The organism is Streptomyces sp. NPDC001100, assembly GCF_053598575.1.
Genome location: NZ_JBSFKO010000002.1, coordinates 335592 through 351520, shown reverse-complemented (window position 1 = coordinate 351520; position 15929 = coordinate 335592). Strand labels below are relative to the sequence as shown.

General features: G+C 70.7%; 11 protein-coding genes. 9 read left to right on the top strand and 2 right to left on the bottom strand.

What is annotated here, in order from left to right; genetic code table 11:
• Positions 1-218 precede the first annotated feature (218 nt).
• From ACWDEW_RS03845 to ACWDEW_RS03830, 4 genes are all read left to right on the top strand, one after another.
• On the top strand, positions 219-1892 hold the full coding sequence (locus ACWDEW_RS03845) for a serine/threonine-protein kinase (RefSeq protein ID WP_450509275.1): 1674 nt from the start codon (positions 219-221) through the stop codon (positions 1890-1892).
• 116 nt (positions 1893-2008) lie between these two features.
• Positions 2009-3595: a serine/threonine-protein kinase gene (locus ACWDEW_RS03840; protein WP_450509273.1), complete on the top strand. Its 1587-nt coding sequence runs from the start codon at positions 2009-2011 to the stop codon at positions 3593-3595.
• A gap of 118 nt (positions 3596-3713) precedes the next feature.
• Positions 3714-5390, top strand: coding sequence for a LamG domain-containing protein (locus ACWDEW_RS03835; RefSeq protein WP_450509271.1), 1677 nt, complete (start codon positions 3714-3716; stop codon positions 5388-5390).
• A gap of 28 nt (positions 5391-5418) precedes the next feature.
• Positions 5419-5766 (top strand): hypothetical protein, encoded by a 348-nt coding sequence (locus ACWDEW_RS03830; protein ID WP_450509269.1) that lies wholly within the window; start codon positions 5419-5421, stop codon positions 5764-5766.
• On the opposite strand, the gene ACWDEW_RS03825 is transcribed toward ACWDEW_RS03830, so the two are convergent.
• Complete coding sequence (locus ACWDEW_RS03825; protein ID WP_450509267.1) at positions 5767-6660, bottom strand: AraC family transcriptional regulator; 894 nt, start codon at positions 6658-6660, stop codon at positions 5767-5769.
• Between the two features lie 102 nt (positions 6661-6762).
• Here ACWDEW_RS03825 and ACWDEW_RS03820 point away from each other — a divergent pair, with 102 nt between their 5' ends.
• The 4 genes from ACWDEW_RS03820 (at position 6763) to ACWDEW_RS03805 (ending at position 12753) form a co-directional block, all read left to right on the top strand.
• Positions 6763-7623, top strand: coding sequence for an MBL fold metallo-hydrolase (locus ACWDEW_RS03820; RefSeq protein WP_450509265.1), 861 nt, complete (start codon positions 6763-6765; stop codon positions 7621-7623).
• 44 nt (positions 7624-7667) lie between these two features.
• Entirely contained in the window at positions 7668-9155 is a 1488-nt protein-coding gene (locus tag ACWDEW_RS03815) for a serine/threonine-protein kinase (RefSeq protein WP_450509263.1), read from the top strand.
• A gap of 148 nt (positions 9156-9303) precedes the next feature.
• Positions 9304-10935, top strand: a complete 1632-nt coding sequence (locus ACWDEW_RS03810) for a succinic semialdehyde dehydrogenase (protein ID WP_450509262.1) — start codon at positions 9304-9306, stop codon at positions 10933-10935.
• 39 nt (positions 10936-10974) lie between these two features.
• Positions 10975-12753 (top strand): GMC family oxidoreductase N-terminal domain-containing protein, encoded by a 1779-nt coding sequence (locus tag ACWDEW_RS03805; RefSeq protein ID WP_450509260.1) that lies wholly within the window; start codon positions 10975-10977, stop codon positions 12751-12753.
• 162 nt (positions 12754-12915) lie between these two features.
• Here ACWDEW_RS03805 and ACWDEW_RS03800 read toward each other — a convergent pair whose 3' ends face one another.
• Entirely contained in the window at positions 12916-13980 is a 1065-nt protein-coding gene (locus tag ACWDEW_RS03800) for an LAETG motif-containing sortase-dependent surface protein (RefSeq protein WP_450509258.1), read from the bottom strand.
• A 176-nt stretch (positions 13981-14156) separates the two neighbouring features.
• Between ACWDEW_RS03800 and ACWDEW_RS03795 the strand changes: the two genes are divergently transcribed.
• Positions 14157-15323: a hypothetical protein gene (locus ACWDEW_RS03795; protein ID WP_450509256.1), complete on the top strand. Its 1167-nt coding sequence runs from the start codon at positions 14157-14159 to the stop codon at positions 15321-15323.
• Positions 15324-15929: the final 606 nt, after the last annotated feature.

Genomic DNA, 15929 nt, shown 5'->3' with positions numbered 1-15929 from the left:
TTTTGAAAGGTCTGCCCTCCCCGGCTCATGAGGCAACATGATTCCGGCCGTCCGTTTTACCTTGTATGGGACGTATGGGACGTATGGGCCGGTCATTTGCCACGCTTTGCATTCGTTTCAAAATCCGTCATGGCTGAAAATGATCACCCCTGAAGCCGGTGTACTTGGCTGGACACCGCACCGGTGAGGGGTCCGTCCGGTGGGGCATCATGAGGCGTATGGGGACTCCGGGAGACAACTTCCGTGTCGTAGCGGGCCGTTACCGTCTGGAGGCCAGGCTCGGGCGGGGCGGCATGGGCGTCGTGTGGCGCGCGACCGACCAGCTGCTGGGGCGGCAGGTCGCCGTCAAGGAGATAGCCCAGGACGACTCCCTCTCCGAGGAGGAGGCCCGGCAGCACCGTGACCGTACGCTGCGTGAGGCGCGGGCGGTCGCGCAGCTCAGGCATCCGCACATCATCGTCCTTCACGACGTGGTCGAGGAGGACGAGCGGCCGTACATCGTCATGGAGTTGATCGAGGGCGGTTCGCTCGCCGACCGGATCTCCGCGCGTGGCCCGGTCGACGCCGCCGAGGCCGCGCGGATCGGCGTCGCCCTGCTCGGTGCGCTGCGTACGGCGCATGCGGCGGGCGTCCTGCACCGTGACATCAAACCGGCGAACGTGCTGCTGGAGACCGCCTCCGACGAGGCCGACGCCGACCGGATCGTCCTGACCGACTTCGGCATCGCGCAGGTCGCGGGCGCCACGACGCTCACCGAGAACGGAGCGTTCGTCGGCTCGCCCGAGTACACCGCGCCGGAGCGGATGTCCGGCGTGCGGACCGGCCCCGCGTCCGACCTGTGGTCCCTGGGCGCGCTGCTGTGCACGGTGCTGAGCGGTGAATCGCCGTTCCGGCGCGACTCGTTGGGCGGCATCCTGCACGCCGTCGTCTTCGACGAGATCCGGCCACCCGAAGAGGCCCGGCCGCTGCTGCCCGTCGTACGGGGACTGCTCGAACGCGATCCGGAACGGCGGCTGGGGGCGGCGGAGGCGGAGCGGATGCTGCGGGCCTTCCTGAAGACGGGGCGCACACCGCAGGCGGGCACAGGGCGGGCGCCGAAGGCGGCGGACGGGCGCGCCGCGCACCCGACGCGGGGCTACACGCCGACCCAACAGGACGTTCCGCTACGGGAGTTGGCGCCACCCAAGCCGTCGACACCGTCACCCACGCCCCCCGTCACGGACGTGCCGCCCGCTCGGCGTTCCACGCGCGGTGTCCTCGTGGCCGCGTTGCTGGTCGCGGCGATGGCGGGTGCGGGGGTGTCGGCGGCGGCGCTGTTGATGCGCGGGGACGGCAAGGAGGCCTCCCCGCCGGCGAGTTCGGCGCCGTTGACCTCGACCAGCACCGGGACGAGGTCATCGCCGTCGCCCACCCCCACCCCCAAGCCCTCGAAGACCGCCAACACCCCCACCGCTCCCTCCGGTTACCGTGTCGCCCACGACCCCGACGGCTTCGCGCTCGCCGTACCGGAGGACTTCACGCGCGTCCCTCAGGGCGAGCGGATCTTCTACATGTCGCCGGGGGAGACCTTCCGCCTCGGCATCAGGATGTCCGACCCCGCAGCGGGCGGCCCGCTCGCGGTGATGAAGAGTGCGGCGGCCAAGGGGGCGGACACGAACCCCGGTTACCACGACGGCAAGGTCACCGACACCACCCACTACGGACACCCCGCCGCGCTCTGGGAGTTCACCTGGAACGGCTTCAGCACGGCGGAGGGGCCCCGGCACACCTACGACCTGTGCTGGGAGGAGGGTGGCCGGATGTACGACGTGTGGGTGTCGGCGCCGGTCGGGAAGGTGCGGGAGGCGAAGGAGTACTTCGACGTCGCGCTGGACACGTTCGTACCGGCGTGACTCGTATCGTTCGTACCGGAGCAAAAGGGAGATAGGTGACCGTTCGAGTCACGGGTGTGTGACCGGAACGCGTTCACTGTGGATACGGGAGCGGTCGCCGCGATATGGATGGACCCATGAGCAGCGACGGGGGACAGGGCGGCGGGTCCGACGAGACGACGAGTTTTGTTCTGCAACCACCGAGACCGAGGGTGCCACAGCCCTCGCGGGACAGTGGCACCGGACGTCTGATCGCCGGGCGCTACCGGCTACTCGCCAAGCTCGGGCACGGTGGTATGGGCACGGTGTGGCGAGCCCGGGACGAGGCGATGGACCGCGAGGTCGCCGTCAAGGAGCCCCGTGTCCCGGACCATCTTCCCGAACGCGAACGCGACAACGCGTTCGAACGGATGCGCCGCGAGGCGCGCGCGGCGGCTCGGCTCGACCATCCGGCCGTCGTGACCGTGCACGACGTGGCCGTCGTCGACGGCCGGCCGTGGATCGTGATGGAGCTGGTGACCGGCCGCTCCCTGGGCGAGGTACTGCAGGAGGGCACCCTCGGCGCGCGCGACGCGGCCCGTGTCGGCCTCCAGGTGCTGGGCGCCCTCGAAGCCGCGCACGTGGCGGGCGTTCTGCATCGTGACGTCAAGCCGGACAACGTCCTGCTCGGCCGCCACGACCGGGTGGTCCTGACCGACTTCGGGATAGCCCAGATAGAGGGCGAGACGAATCTGACCGACACGGGCGGCTTCGTCGGCTCGCCCGAATACATCGCGCCGGAAAGGGTGTTGGGCCAGCGCCCCGGCCCCGCCTCCGATCTGTGGTCGCTCGGTGTGGTCCTGTACGCGGCGACCGAGGGCGTCTCCCCGTTCCGCCGCAGCAACACCCCCGCCACCCTCCAGTCGGTCCTCAACTCCGTGCCCGCACCGCCGGTTTCGGCGCCGGGCCCGCTCGCCGACCTCATCACCGGCCTGCTGGCCAAGGACCCGGCGAGCCGCCCGGACGCGGCCCGGGTGCGCGCCGTACTCGAATCGGTGGCGAACCCGCCGGCCCCGGCGTCGACGCAGGAGGTGCGCTACGTCCAAGGAGCCCCGGGGAAGCGCCGGTTGGGCCGCAGGACGTGGTTCGGGCTCGGTGCCGTGGTCGTCGCGGGCGCGGTGGCGGGCGCGTACCTGGTGATCGCGGACCCGTTCGCGGGGCCGCTCCCGGACGGCTGGAAGAAGCACCACGAGTCCGATGTGGCCGCGACACTCGCCGTCCCGGCCGCGTACAAGCGGACCACCCCCGACCGCACTTCGGACAAGAGCCACTGGGTCACGTACACCGACCCGAGCGGCAGCATCTGGGTCTTCCTGAGCCTCGACAAGAAGTCCGAGGACCCCAACGGGTACATCAAGGACTCGGCGGCGGCCGAAATGTACTCGGACAACGGCGACTTCAAGACCAACGGCAGCGTCGACCTCGACATGGGCAAGGCCAAGGAGACCGTCCCGAAGCCGACCGGCACCTACCGGGGCGAACCGTCCGCCGAGAACACGGTCGTCTACGACTCCGACGACACCCAGAACCCCCTTCCCCGCGAGCTGCGGATCCTCTACTACAAGACCTCCGCCGGGGACATGTACCGGCTCACCGTCAGCTATCCGGGCAAGGGCGATTTCACCGCCCGTGGCCGCGAGGTGGCGCGGGCGGCGATCGCCAACCTGGACGTCGACAGCCGGTGAGCGCTGCCGCGGCCGTGAAACAACTCCGTTGTCAGTGGCTGCAGTTAAGGTCATCCTCTCTTGACCGGATCTTGGGAGGGGATTGACCTTGAGGACGTCCGACTGGAGACGCGCAGGGATGACCTGCGCGGCCGCGGCACTGACCACCGCCGCCCTGACGGGCGTTGCTGCGGCGGCCGGCGACACCGAGGCGCCGCAGGCGCCGGTCGTCTCGTCGCCGGAGTACCCGGACGACGGCAACTGGCATGACGGTGTGGGTAGTTACGGCACGTTCGTCATCGACTCGGCGTCCGACGACGTGGTGTCGTACCGCTACGACTGGACGGGCGACGTGCCCCGGACCCTCACGGCGGCCGAGCCCGGCGCCGCGGTCTCCCTGCGCTGGCTGCCGCAGCGGGAGGCGCCGGTGTACCTCACGGTCCAGGCGATCGACGGCGCGGGCAACGCCAGCTCCGTCACCACCTACGCCGTCAAGGTCGGCGAAGGCAGGGCGGCTGTCTCCCACTGGGACCCGCAGCACGACTCCGGCGCGGACACCGGCACCGGCGTCACCCCCGACGCACCGGGCCCCACCGGGACGAGCGTCGCCTCCGCCGCCCGGTTCGACGGCACAGCCGAGGCGTACGCCACGCTCGACTCCCCGGTGGACACGGCGAAGATCTTCTCGGTCGGCGCGTGGGTCCGCCCGGACGCGCTCGACACCGACATGACGGCCGTGAGCCAGGCGGGCTTCTCCCTGGGCACGGCGACGAACTCGGCGAGCGGCGCCCCCACTTGGTCCTTCGCGCTGCCCACCGAGGACGGCGGCACCACACGCGTCACCGGCGGCTCCCCGGAGCAGGGCGAGTGGGCCCACCTCGTCGGCGTGTACGACACCGAGCAGCACACGGCCACTCTCTTCGTCGACGGAGACCTCGCCGGCACGGCCGTCGACACGGTCGCGACCGGCGGCACGGGCACCCTGCGGCTCGGCGCGGGCGCCGACCCGGCCACCGCGCACTGGCACGGCCTGCTCACCGAAGTGGACGTCTGGGACCGGGTGTTCGTCCCCGGCGATATCACGGCCGCGGCCACGCGCACCCCGCAGCGCCAGGGCTACTGGGCCCTGGACACGGCGACCGACGGCACGAGCCCCGAGTACACGGGCGGCGACCCGCTCACCCTGGCGGGCGACGCGTCGATCTACACGGCCACCGACGACTGCGACGTGAACCCCGACTGCACCCCGGTGCAGTACCCCATGGTGGGCTCCGGCGACCTCCTCCTGGACGGCGACGGCGACTACGCGACCACACCGGACGCGGTACGGCCCTCCGACGCGGGCTTCTCGGTCACGGCTCACGTCCGCCTCGACGAGGACACGGCCACGCACGACATGACGGTGCTGTCCCAACCCGGCGAGCACACCGACCTGTTCACCCTGCGCTACGTCGCCGCCTCCAAGTCGTGGGAGGCCGTGGTCGCCAAGGAGGACAGCGCCGGCGCGCCCACCACGACGGTCACCGCACCCGTCGCCCACAGCCGGTCGGACGGCGCCGAGTTCCTCGCGGTGGTCTACGACGAGAAGCTCGACCAGCTGCGGCTGTACGTCGGCAATGCGTACGCCGACGACACCGCGAGTGTCGCGGGCGACGACGCCTGGACGCCCACCGGCGCCCTCCAGCTCGGCCGGACCCTCGCCACGACCGGCGGCACGGACTACCTGGCCGGCGAGATCGACGAGGTGCACACCTACGCGGGCGTACTGGACCGGACCCGGCTGCAGCTGCTGACAGCGGGCGGCACGGACATCTGACCGGGTGACGGACGCCGGGGAGGTGGCGGTGGGGACGCGTGAGGAGGCGGCGGGGCACGAGGAGTCGGCGTTCACGAGTGTGCGTGCGCTCGGTGATCGTGGTCTGCCGCAGGACGTGATCGACGTGCACGCGGCCTGCCGCCACCACTCCGTGATCGAGCTGGAGCAGTTGGGCCTGCGGTACGACGGATCGGACTTCGACCTCTTCGCGCTGCGGGACCGGCTGGAGGGCGTCGTCTGGATGAGCGACGAGCAGTTCGCGGCCCACGGACTCGGCCCGGAGGAGATCGAGGAGCTGCGGCGATGGGCCCTGGAATGGGAATCCGACCTGGGGCTGAGACTCGCGGAGGAGTACGACGACCCCGAGGACGGGTAGCTACGAACTCACCGCCGACATCCGGTACTTGCCCGGAGTCACCCCGAACTCCCGGCTGAACGCGTGCGACAGGGCGTACGGGCTCCCATATCCCGCCTCGCGGGCCACGGTTGCCAGCGAGGCGTCCGTGTCCCGCAGGCGGGTCGCCGCCAAGGTCAGCCGCCACCACGTCAGATACGCCATCGGCGCCCGACCCACCAACGCGGTGAACCGGCGGGCCAGCGTCGCCCGGGACACGCCCGCCGCCGCGGCCAGCCGGTCGTTGGTCCAGGGGGCGGCCGGATCGGAGTGCAGCGCCCGCAGCGCGGCCGTGGTCACCGGATCGCTCAGCACGGACGGCCAACCGCCCGTCTCCGCCTCGCTCATCCAGGCCCGCACCATGTAGATCAGCAGCAGGTCGAGCAGGCTCGGCAGCGCCAGGCAGGCCCCCGGCCGCCGTTCGTCCAACTCCTGTGCCAACAGGTCCACGGCGGACCGGAGTTCGGGATGGCGGCCGACCCGGTTCGGCAGATGGACCACCTCCGGCAGCTCCGCCATCAGCGGATGCGTACGGCTCCGGTCCAGCCGGTACTTCCCGCACAGCAACTCCACCTCGGGCCCGTCCCCGACCGGCCGGCGCATCTCCTCGAACGGCACCGCCCGCGCCGTGTCTCCGGACGGGTCGGCCAGCACATGTCCCGCGCCGTGCGGCAGCAGTACGACATCCCCGGCGCCCAGCGCCACCGGCTCACCGCCCCCGTCGGGCACCAGCCGACAACTCCCCGCGAGCACGACATGGAACCCGGCACCCTCGTACGGCGCCAGCCGCGTGCACCAACTCCCGCCCACCCGAAGCCGGTTGGAGGAGGCCCGCCCGGTCCGTACGGCGGAGATCGCGTCGCTCACCACGTCCATACCGGAACCCTACGACAGGGGTGCGCCGGTGAGCCGTATGCGTATCCGAGTGAGCAGATCTCGCATTGAGACACTCACTTCTGGCTCCCTAAGCTCCTTTCCATGACCGAGGACAACGCACAGACCTTCATGATCGGTGACGTCGAAGTCGTCCGAGTCGTCGAGTGGGAGAGGCCCTACGTGCCTGTCCGGACCCTCGTCCCGGACCTGCCCCCCGAAGTGTGGCCGGACGACCACGAGACGCCCGCGGTCGTGGCGCTCCAGACCTGGGTGCTGCGCAGCGCCGGACGGACCGTGCTCGTGGACACCGGCGTCGGCAACGGCCGGGAGCGGCCCGGCAATCCGCTGTTCCACATGAGCCGGGGCGACCTGCCGGGCCGGCTGGCGCGGGCCGGCGTACGGCCGGAGGAGGTCGACGTCGTCGTCAACACCCACATCCACGGCGACCACGTCGGCTGGAACACCCATGACGTGGACGGGAGTTGGCAGCCGCTGTTTCCCAACGCGCGCTATCTCCTCCCCGCCGCCGACGACTTCCACTTCGGCCCCGACAACCACTACGGCGGCGCGGTACGGCCCGACGACCGGCTGACCTACGAGGACAGCGTCGCGCCCGTGCACCGCGCCGGGCTGGCCACCCTGTGGGACGGCACCCACCGCGTAGACGAACACCTCACGCTGGAGTCCGCGCCCGGACACACTCCGGGTTCGTCCGTCCTCCGGGTCGCCTCGGGCGGTGAACGGGCCGTGTTCGTCGGGGACTTGCTGCACAGCCCGGTCCAGATCGCGCACCCCGAGTGCAGCAGCTGCTTCTGCCTCGACCCCCGGCAGGCCGCCCGGAGCCGTCGGCGTGTGCTCGAACGGGCGGCGGACGAAGGGGAGTTGGTGATTCCGGCGCACTTCGGCGGGAGCGGTGTCGCGGAGGTGCAGCGGGCGGGCGACACGCTGACGCCCGGGAAGTAGGACGCGCGTCGACAAGGCCGTATCCGGCACGGTACTGATGGGGTATGAGCGAAGTCGGCGAACAGGTGCGCGACGGACGGTTGGTCGGCGGTCGCTACCGGCTGCTCGAACGGATCGGTTCCGGTGGCATGGGCACCGTATGGCGGGCCTTCGACGAACTCGTGGACCGCGAAGTCGCCGTGAAACAGCCGCGGTTGCCCGGCGACCCGGAGGACGAGGAGTTCCGGCGCGCCGCCCACCGCCTCTACCGCGAGGCACGCGCCGCCGCCCGCGTCGACCACCCCTCCGCCGTCTCCATCCACGACGTCGTCATCGAGGACGACCAACTCCCGTGGATCGTCATGGAGTTGGTGCGTGGCGAGTCTCTGCACGAACTGCTCGGGCGCGGACGCCTCGTCCCCGCCGAGGCCGCGCGCATCGGCCGTGCCGTGCTCGGCGCCCTGAGCGCGGCGCACGCCGTGGGGATAGTGCACCGGGACGTGAAGCCCGCCAACGTCCTGCTGGGCCCCCACGACCGGGTCGTCCTCACCGACTTCGGCATCGCGCACATCCAGGGCGAGGAATCCCTCACCGCCAGCGGCGAGTTCGTCGGCTCGCTGGAGTTCATCGCCCCCGAGCGCATGTCCGGCACCGGTGCAGGACCCGCCTCCGACCTGTGGTCGCTCGGCGTACTCCTGTACGCGGCCGTCGAAGGCGCGTCCCCCTTCCGCCGTACGACCGTGGAGTCCACCCTCGGCGCGATCCTGTCCGGCGAACCGCCCGAGCCGACCCGGGCGGGCCCCCTCGGACCGCTCATCGTGAGGATGCTGGCCCGCGACCCGGAGGAGCGGCCGGGGGCGGAGGAGGTGGCCGCGGTACTGGAGGCGGTGGCCGCGGGGAAGGACGTACCGGAGCCGGCGGTCGCCCTTCAGGACACGGAGCCCGAAGAACTCGAAGAAGCGGCCACCGTCCCCGACGCCGTACCGGAAACCGAACCCGGACCGGACCGCAGGCCCAAGCCCCGCCCCCGCCGCACCCTCCTCGTCACCCTCGGGGCACTCCTCCTGGCGGGCCTCGTCCTCGGCACCGTCCTGGAGAGACCCCTCGGCAAGGACCCGGACTCCTGGACCGCCCACCAGCGGGACGGTATGAACGCGGTCCTCTTCCTCCCGCCCCAGTACCAGCTTCTGGAGACGCAGGCGGCAGCCGGCAGCCGCACTGTCACCTACGGCGCCGGAGCCCTCCGTGTCCGCCTCACCGAATGGGGGAAGGCCACCGACGCGCCCCTCGCCGAGGCGCGCACCCTGGGCCGGGGCACGGCGAACCCGCAGTACACCCGCACCAGCTTCCGCGGAAACAAGGACGCGGTCCTCGCCGACACCACCTACGCACAGTCCGGCGTCCCCACCCGCGCCATGGCCCTGATCGTCCGCACCGTCGACCACCGCATGTACGAACTGCGCGTGGACATGCCCAAGGGCACGCCCGCGGAGAAGAAGGGCACCGCGCTCTTCAAGGGCGCCCGAGCCCGGCTCACCCTGCCGAAAAAGTGATCAAGAGGGGATCCAACGGTGATCGTCCCCGCACAACGCGCTGATCAGCGCATTCGTTGCCAGTGATCGCTGGCGTGGTGTGAGCGCCTGGTGAATCCCGATTACCGACGGGTACCCAAACCCCTCGTGGCGGCATACCCTGCCGCACATGACGGACTCGCAGGCCCCGGAAAAGACCGGTACGGAAACGACGACCGGCACAAACCCCCTCGCGCCGGCCCCCGCAGGCGCCCGTACCGCCGCCGACGTGGTCACCCCGGAGCTGGTCGCCCAGCTCACGAAGGGTGTGGCCGGTTCCGGGCGGACCGCCAACCACACGCCGTTCACCGGTGAGAAGCTCGCCGACCTGCCCGAGTCCACCCCCGAGGACGTGGCGAAGGCCTTCGACGCGGCCCGCGCCGCACAGGCCCTCTGGGTGCAGACGCCGGTACGGCAGCGCGCGGCCGTCCTGCTGCGCTTCCACGACCTCGTCCTCGCCCGCCAGGCCGAGGTCCTCGACCTGATCCAGCTGGAGACCGGCAAGGCACGGCTGCACGCCCACGAGGAGGTGCAGGCCGTCGCCGTCGCGGCCCGCCACTACGGCCGCAAGGCCCCCGCCTACCTCAAGCCGAAGCGGCACACCGGCGCCGTCCCGACCCTCACCAAGGTCACCGAACTCCGCCACCCGCGCGGGGTAGTCGGTCAGATCGCCCCCTGGAACTACCCGCTCGAACTCTCCGTCGGCGACGCCCTCCCGGCCTTCGTCGCGGGCAACGCGGTCGTCATGAAGCCGGACACCGAGACCTGCCTCACCGCCCTCTGGGCCCGCGACCTCCTCATCGAGGCCGGCCTGCCCGCCGACGTCTTCCAGGTCGTTCTCGGCGAGGGCCCGGTCGTCGGCCCCGAGGTCGTCAAGCACGCCGACTACGTCTCCTTCACCGGCTCCACCCGCACCGGGCGCGAGGTCGCGCAGGGCGCGGCGGCCCGGCTGGTCGGTGTCTCCCTCGAACTCGGCGGAAAGAACGCCATGTTGGTCCTGGAGGACGCCGACCTCGACAAGGCGGCGGCGGGCGCGGTCCGCGCCTGCTTCTCCTCCGCCGGCCAACTGTGCATCTCCATCGAGCGGTTGTACGTCCACGAGTCGATCGCCGACGCCTTCCTGGAACGCTTCGCCGCCCGCACCAAGGCCATGCGCCTGGGCACCTCCCTCGCCTACGGCGCCGACATGGGATCGCTCGTGGGGGATCGGCAGTTGGAGACGGTGACGCGCCACGTCGAGGAGGCCGTCGCCAAGGGCGCCAAGGTGATCGCGGGCGGAGTCGCCCGCCCGGACATCGGCCCGTACTTCTTCGAACCGACCATCCTCGACGGCGTGGAAGCCCCGATGTCGGTGTGCGGCGAGGAGACCTTCGGCCCGGTCGTCTCCATCTACCGCTTCACGACGGAGGACGAGGCGGTGGAAGCGGCCAACTCCACGTCCTACGGCCTCAATTCCTCGGTCTGGACGAAGGACGGCCGCCGCGGCCGTGCCGTCGCCGCCCGCCTGCGCACCGGCACGGTCAACGTCAACGAGGGCTACGCCTCCGCCTACGGCAGCGTCCAGTCCCCCATGGGCGGCATGAAGGACTCCGGCCTCGGCCGCCGCCACGGCTCCGAGGGCATCCTCAAGTACACCGAGGCCCAGACGGTCGCCCAGCAGCGGTTGTTGCCGATGGCCCCGTCACTGGGCATGACCGACGAGGCGTACGCCCAGTTCATGAGCCGCAGCCTGAGGGTGATGAAGGCCTTGCGGCTCAAGTAGAAAACCCTGGTTCTCGACGGTTCTCAACGAGGAGAGCATGTGCCACAGGACACCTACGACTACGACGTCATCGTCGTCGGCTCGGGCTTCGGCGGTTCCGTAACCGCCCTGCGCCTGACGGAGAAGGGCTACCGCGTAGGTGTCCTGGAGGCCGGTCGCCGCTTCACCCCGTCGACCCTCCCCAAGAACTCGTGGGACCTGAAGAACTACCTCTGGGCCCCCAGGCTCAACCTCTACGGCCTCCAGCGCATCCACCTGCTCGGCAACGTCATGGTCCTCGCCGGCGCGGGCGTGGGCGGCGGCTCCCTGAACTACGCCAACACCCTGTACGTCCCGCCGAAGCCGTTCTTCGAAGATCCCCAGTGGCGCGACATCACGGACTGGCAGGAGGAGTTGGCCCCGTACTACGACCAGGCCCGCCGCATGCTCGGCGTACGGCTCAACCCGACGATGACCCCGTCCGACGTCCATCTGAAGGCCGCGGCCCAGCGGATGGGCGTGGGCGACACCTTCCACATGGCCCCGGTGGGCGTCTTCTTCGGCGACGGCGAGGACGCCGACGGCACCGCGAAGGCCAGGCCCGGCGAGCAGGTCGCCGACCCGTACTTCGGCGGCGCGGGTCCGGCCCGCAAGGCCTGCACCGAGTGCGGCGAGTGCATGACGGGCTGCCGGCACGGCGCCAAGAACACCCTCAACGAGAACTACCTCCACCTCGCCGAGAAGGCGGGCGCCGAGGTCCACCCGATGACGACGGTCGTGTCCGTCACCGACGACTCGCAGGGCGGCTACGCGGTGGGGACCCTGCCCACGGACGCGAGGAAGTCGTCGAAGGGCCGCACCTTCAAGGCCCGCAGGGTCGTCCTCGCGGCCGGCACCTACGGCACCCAGACCCTGCTGCACCGCATGAAGGCGGGCGGCCAACTGCCCTACCTCTCCGAGAAGCTGGGCGAACTCACCCGCACCAACTCGGAGGCGCTGGTCGGCGCCCAGACGAACGACCGCCGCTACCGCAGGGCGACCGGCACCGCGAAGGCCGACTTCACCCGCGGAGTCGCCATCACCTCCTCGATCCACCCCGACGAGAACACCCACATCGAACCGGTCCGCTACGGCAAGGGCTCCAACTCGATGGGCGGCCTCTCCATCCTCCAAGTCCCTTACGCGGAGGGCTCGTCGAGGGTCCTGGCCTGGCTGGCGAACGCGGCCCGCCACCCGCTCCTGGTCCTTCGCTCGCTCTCCAACCGCCGCTGGTCGGAACGGACCATCATCGGCCTGGTGATGCAGTCGCTGGACAACTCCCTGACCACGTATCTGAAACAGGACGGCTTGGGGAAGGGGTTGTTGACGGCCCGTCAGGGGCACGGCGCCCCCAACCCCAAGCAGATCAGGGCGGCTTCGGAGGCCGCGGCGGCCATCGCCGCCGAGATCAACGGCTTCGCGGGCTCCAACGTCGGCGAACTGATGGGCACCCCGCTCACCGCCCACTTCCTCGGCGGCTGCCCCATCGGCGCCTCCCGCGAGACCGGCGTGATCGACCCGTACCACCGCCTCTACGGCCACCCCGGCATCTCGGTCGTCGACGGCGCGGCCGTCTCGGCGAACCTCGGCGTCAACCCGTCGCTCACCATCACCGCGCAGGCCGAGCGCGCGATGTCGTACTGGCCCAACAAGGACGAGCCGGACCCGCGTCCGCGCCAAGGGGCCTCGTACGAACGGCTGAAGCCGGTGGAACCGCGTCGACCGGCGGTACCCGAGGGGGCGTTCGGCGCGCTGAAGCTGCCGTTCCTGGGGATGCCGACGGTGCCGCCGAAGTCGTAGAAGACAAGCGGTCGTAGAAGACGAGCGGCCGTAGAAGACAAGCGGTCGTAGAAGACGAGCGGCAGTTGCCGACGAGCGGCAGTCGCCGTGGAGGCGGAGACAGACAGAAGGACCTGCGCCCCCCTCCGAGCGCAGGTCCTTCTGTGTCGAGCGAGCTACGGGTTACGCGCTCTCTCCGGTCTTGCGCCGACGCACCATGACCACCGCGGCGGCACCCGCGACGACCGCCGCGCCGCCCACGAGGCCGATCACCGGCAGGGCGGAGCTGGAGCCGGTCTCGGCGAGGTTGCCGGTGGCCTCGTTGACGCCGCCCTGGGGCTTCAGGTCGTCGTTGGTCCCGGTGGGCTTCTGGCCGGTCGGCTTGGCCTCGCCGACATCGCCGGGCTTGCTGCCGGCGGCGAGCACGGAGAACTCGTAGAAGTCACCGTTGCCGTAGCAGGAGTCGCCCTTGCCCGCGTAGATCGCCTGGCTCAGCGCGAACGACGAGCCCGCGGGGGCCTCGCGCTTGATCTGCACGCGCAGGTCGAGCGTGGTCGAGGAGTTCTTCTCCAGGGTGGGAAGAATCGCGACGATGCTGCCGGGCAGCGTGGTCGTGCTGCTGCCGGAGCCGACGGTCTCCTGGTAGGAGTCGGTCCACTTGCCGTCCTGCTTCAGCTGGATCTCGGCCAGGTCCAGCATGAGCGAGTCGTTCTCGTTCACGTCGTCGCTGTACTCGGTGAGCGCGTTGATCCAGACGTTCTGCAGGTCCTTGGCCGAGGCGTTCTTCACCACGAACTTGAAGGTGTGCCAGCCGGAACCGGCGACGATCTTGTTCGGCAGCCCGGTGATCGACGCGGTGAGCTTCTCGTCCAGGTCGAAGGTCTTGCAGTCCGCGTACGGGTCGAAGTCGTCGGACGGCTTGCTCGGCGACGCGGACGGGCTCGGCGACGCGCTGCCGCTGGGGGAGTCCGACGCGGCGGGGCTGCTGGTGTCCGCAGCCGGGGAGCTGGTGTCCGAGGCGGGGGTGCTGGTGTCCGCCGCCGGGCTGCTCGCGTCCGAAGCGGGAGTGCTGTCGTCGGCGGCGGGGGTGCTCGCGTCGGCCGCCGGGCTGCTGTCCTCGGCCGCGGGGCTGCTGGCCGACGTGTCCGGCGAGTCGCCGTCGGCGAACGCGGCCGGCGCCGACAGCAGGGCGAGGGGGGCTATGGCGGCCGTCGCGGCGACCGCGGCCATGACACGGCGAAGCTTCATGAAGTCCTCAAGAAGTCCGGAGTGCTGCGACAGTGCAGCACGCTGGGTCGGAGGGCTCCGCGTGTGGGGCGCGGGTGTGGCCCTTGTTCTGCAGGTGTGACCGGGGAAACCTGTGAATGGTTGTGTGAATCCTCACCTGATTCTTATGTGGGCTGTGTCACACCCAGGTTCTGCTTGTGAACACGCTTTCGGGCACCTACAACTACCTGGTGTCTGACAAACCGTCCGAGGAACCGTCCTCGACCCCGGAGATCCCCGACGACGTCTGGGACAAGTTCGCCCGTGACACGGAGCGTGACATCCGGGCCTCCGCCCAGAAGGAACCGTCCGCGCGCGCCCGCCAGGTGACCGAGCGGCTGAAGAAGGCCGAGCAGCCCGAGGGCTGGCGCACCGGTCCGGCCTGGCAGGAGATGAACGGGCGGGCTCGGCGCAGGCGCCGCCTGTGGGCCGTACTCGGCGTCCCGCTCGCCGTGGTCGTAGCCGTGGTCGCGATGAAACCCTCGTTGCTGCCCGGTGACCCCTTCGGCACCGAGGCGGACTCGGACTCCGCGTCCCCGCTCGCCCCGGAGACCGCCGCCCCGACCGCCGCGCCCTCCACCGTGGACCCCCAAATACCCACCCTGGACCGGCCGTTCGCCGGTTCACCCGCTCTGAACTGGGCCGACGGCGCGGCCGGCATCATCCTGCCGAAGGCGACCGCCGTGGGCAGCTTCTCGAAGGACCGGGTCGAACTGGCCCTCCAGCAGACGAAGATCCTGCTCGTCGCGTCCAACCTCGACCCGAAGACGATCGCCGGCGCCCGCCCGTCCGCCGCGCTCGCCGTCCTCGACCCGAAGCAGCCCAAGGTGCTCGCCGAGCTGAAGGCCTCCCTGATCCTTCCGACCAAGGACAACGACCCCACCCTGCTGTTCAGCCGCTTCGATCCCAAGGAAGTCCGGCTGGTCGGCAAGGTGGTGAAGACCCGCGGCCGCATCACCTTCGCGAAGGACTCCAGCGGGGGCGTCACCGTCCACGCCGACTACACCTTCGTCTATCCGCTGGTCCGGACCGACGGTTCCACCGAGGTCGCCCGCACCATCGTCCGCCGGGTGATCGACACCGAGATCCTCGACCCCGCCCGCTACCAGGCCACCCCCGGCCTGCTGACCCTCACCCTCAACAACGCGGACTTCGGCAACTCGGCCTGCGACGTCTACGACGGCTATCTGCACCCGCAGTTCGACTCCGACGCCACGTCGTCCCCGACGGGCGCGACACCTTCGGGCCCGACCACGGACCCGTACGACCGCAGCCGGGACATCGGCAAGGGCCAGGGCACCTGCGGGACGGTGAGCCGGACCTAGGAGCACGCGAGAACGTGTAGGAACGAACGCGAGAACGTGTAGGAACGCAAGCGAAGGGCCCCGCGGGACGGAGCCGCGGGGCCCTTCTCCGTCAGCACCGACGTCAGGGCAGCGCCGGTGCCTGGGAGCGGCGCCGGGGGGTTGCGCCGCTGGTCTCAAGTTGTTTTCAGTGCCCCGGGTCGGCGCCCCGGCGCACAGGGGGCGCGCGCTTGGTCTCGACCTTTGGCAGTGGGACGGTGCACCGCAATGCGGTTGGCTGCTATGGGACTTGGAGCTCAGAGAGAAGCTCCGGGAGAACTCGGGGGCTTCTAGGCATCGTGCTGGATGGAGACGACGACCGCAACCGTTCGATCCGGCTTTGTGCATTTTTGCAGTTTCCGCCGGGCGGCCCCGGGCGTCCCCGGAGCCGACCGTTCTCTTGGGTGACCGGGCTGCTGTCCCCTGCCGTCCGGTCACGACCCTGGAGCGAGGTCCCACGACGTACGGCACGATCCGTACGTCTCATCGCCCCAGCGAGCCACGCGTGGTTCTTTCGGGCCCGCCCCTGGCTGGCACGGACACCCCCACCAACGAAGCGGTTCCCGGAGCGGTCACGCGCCGTACGGG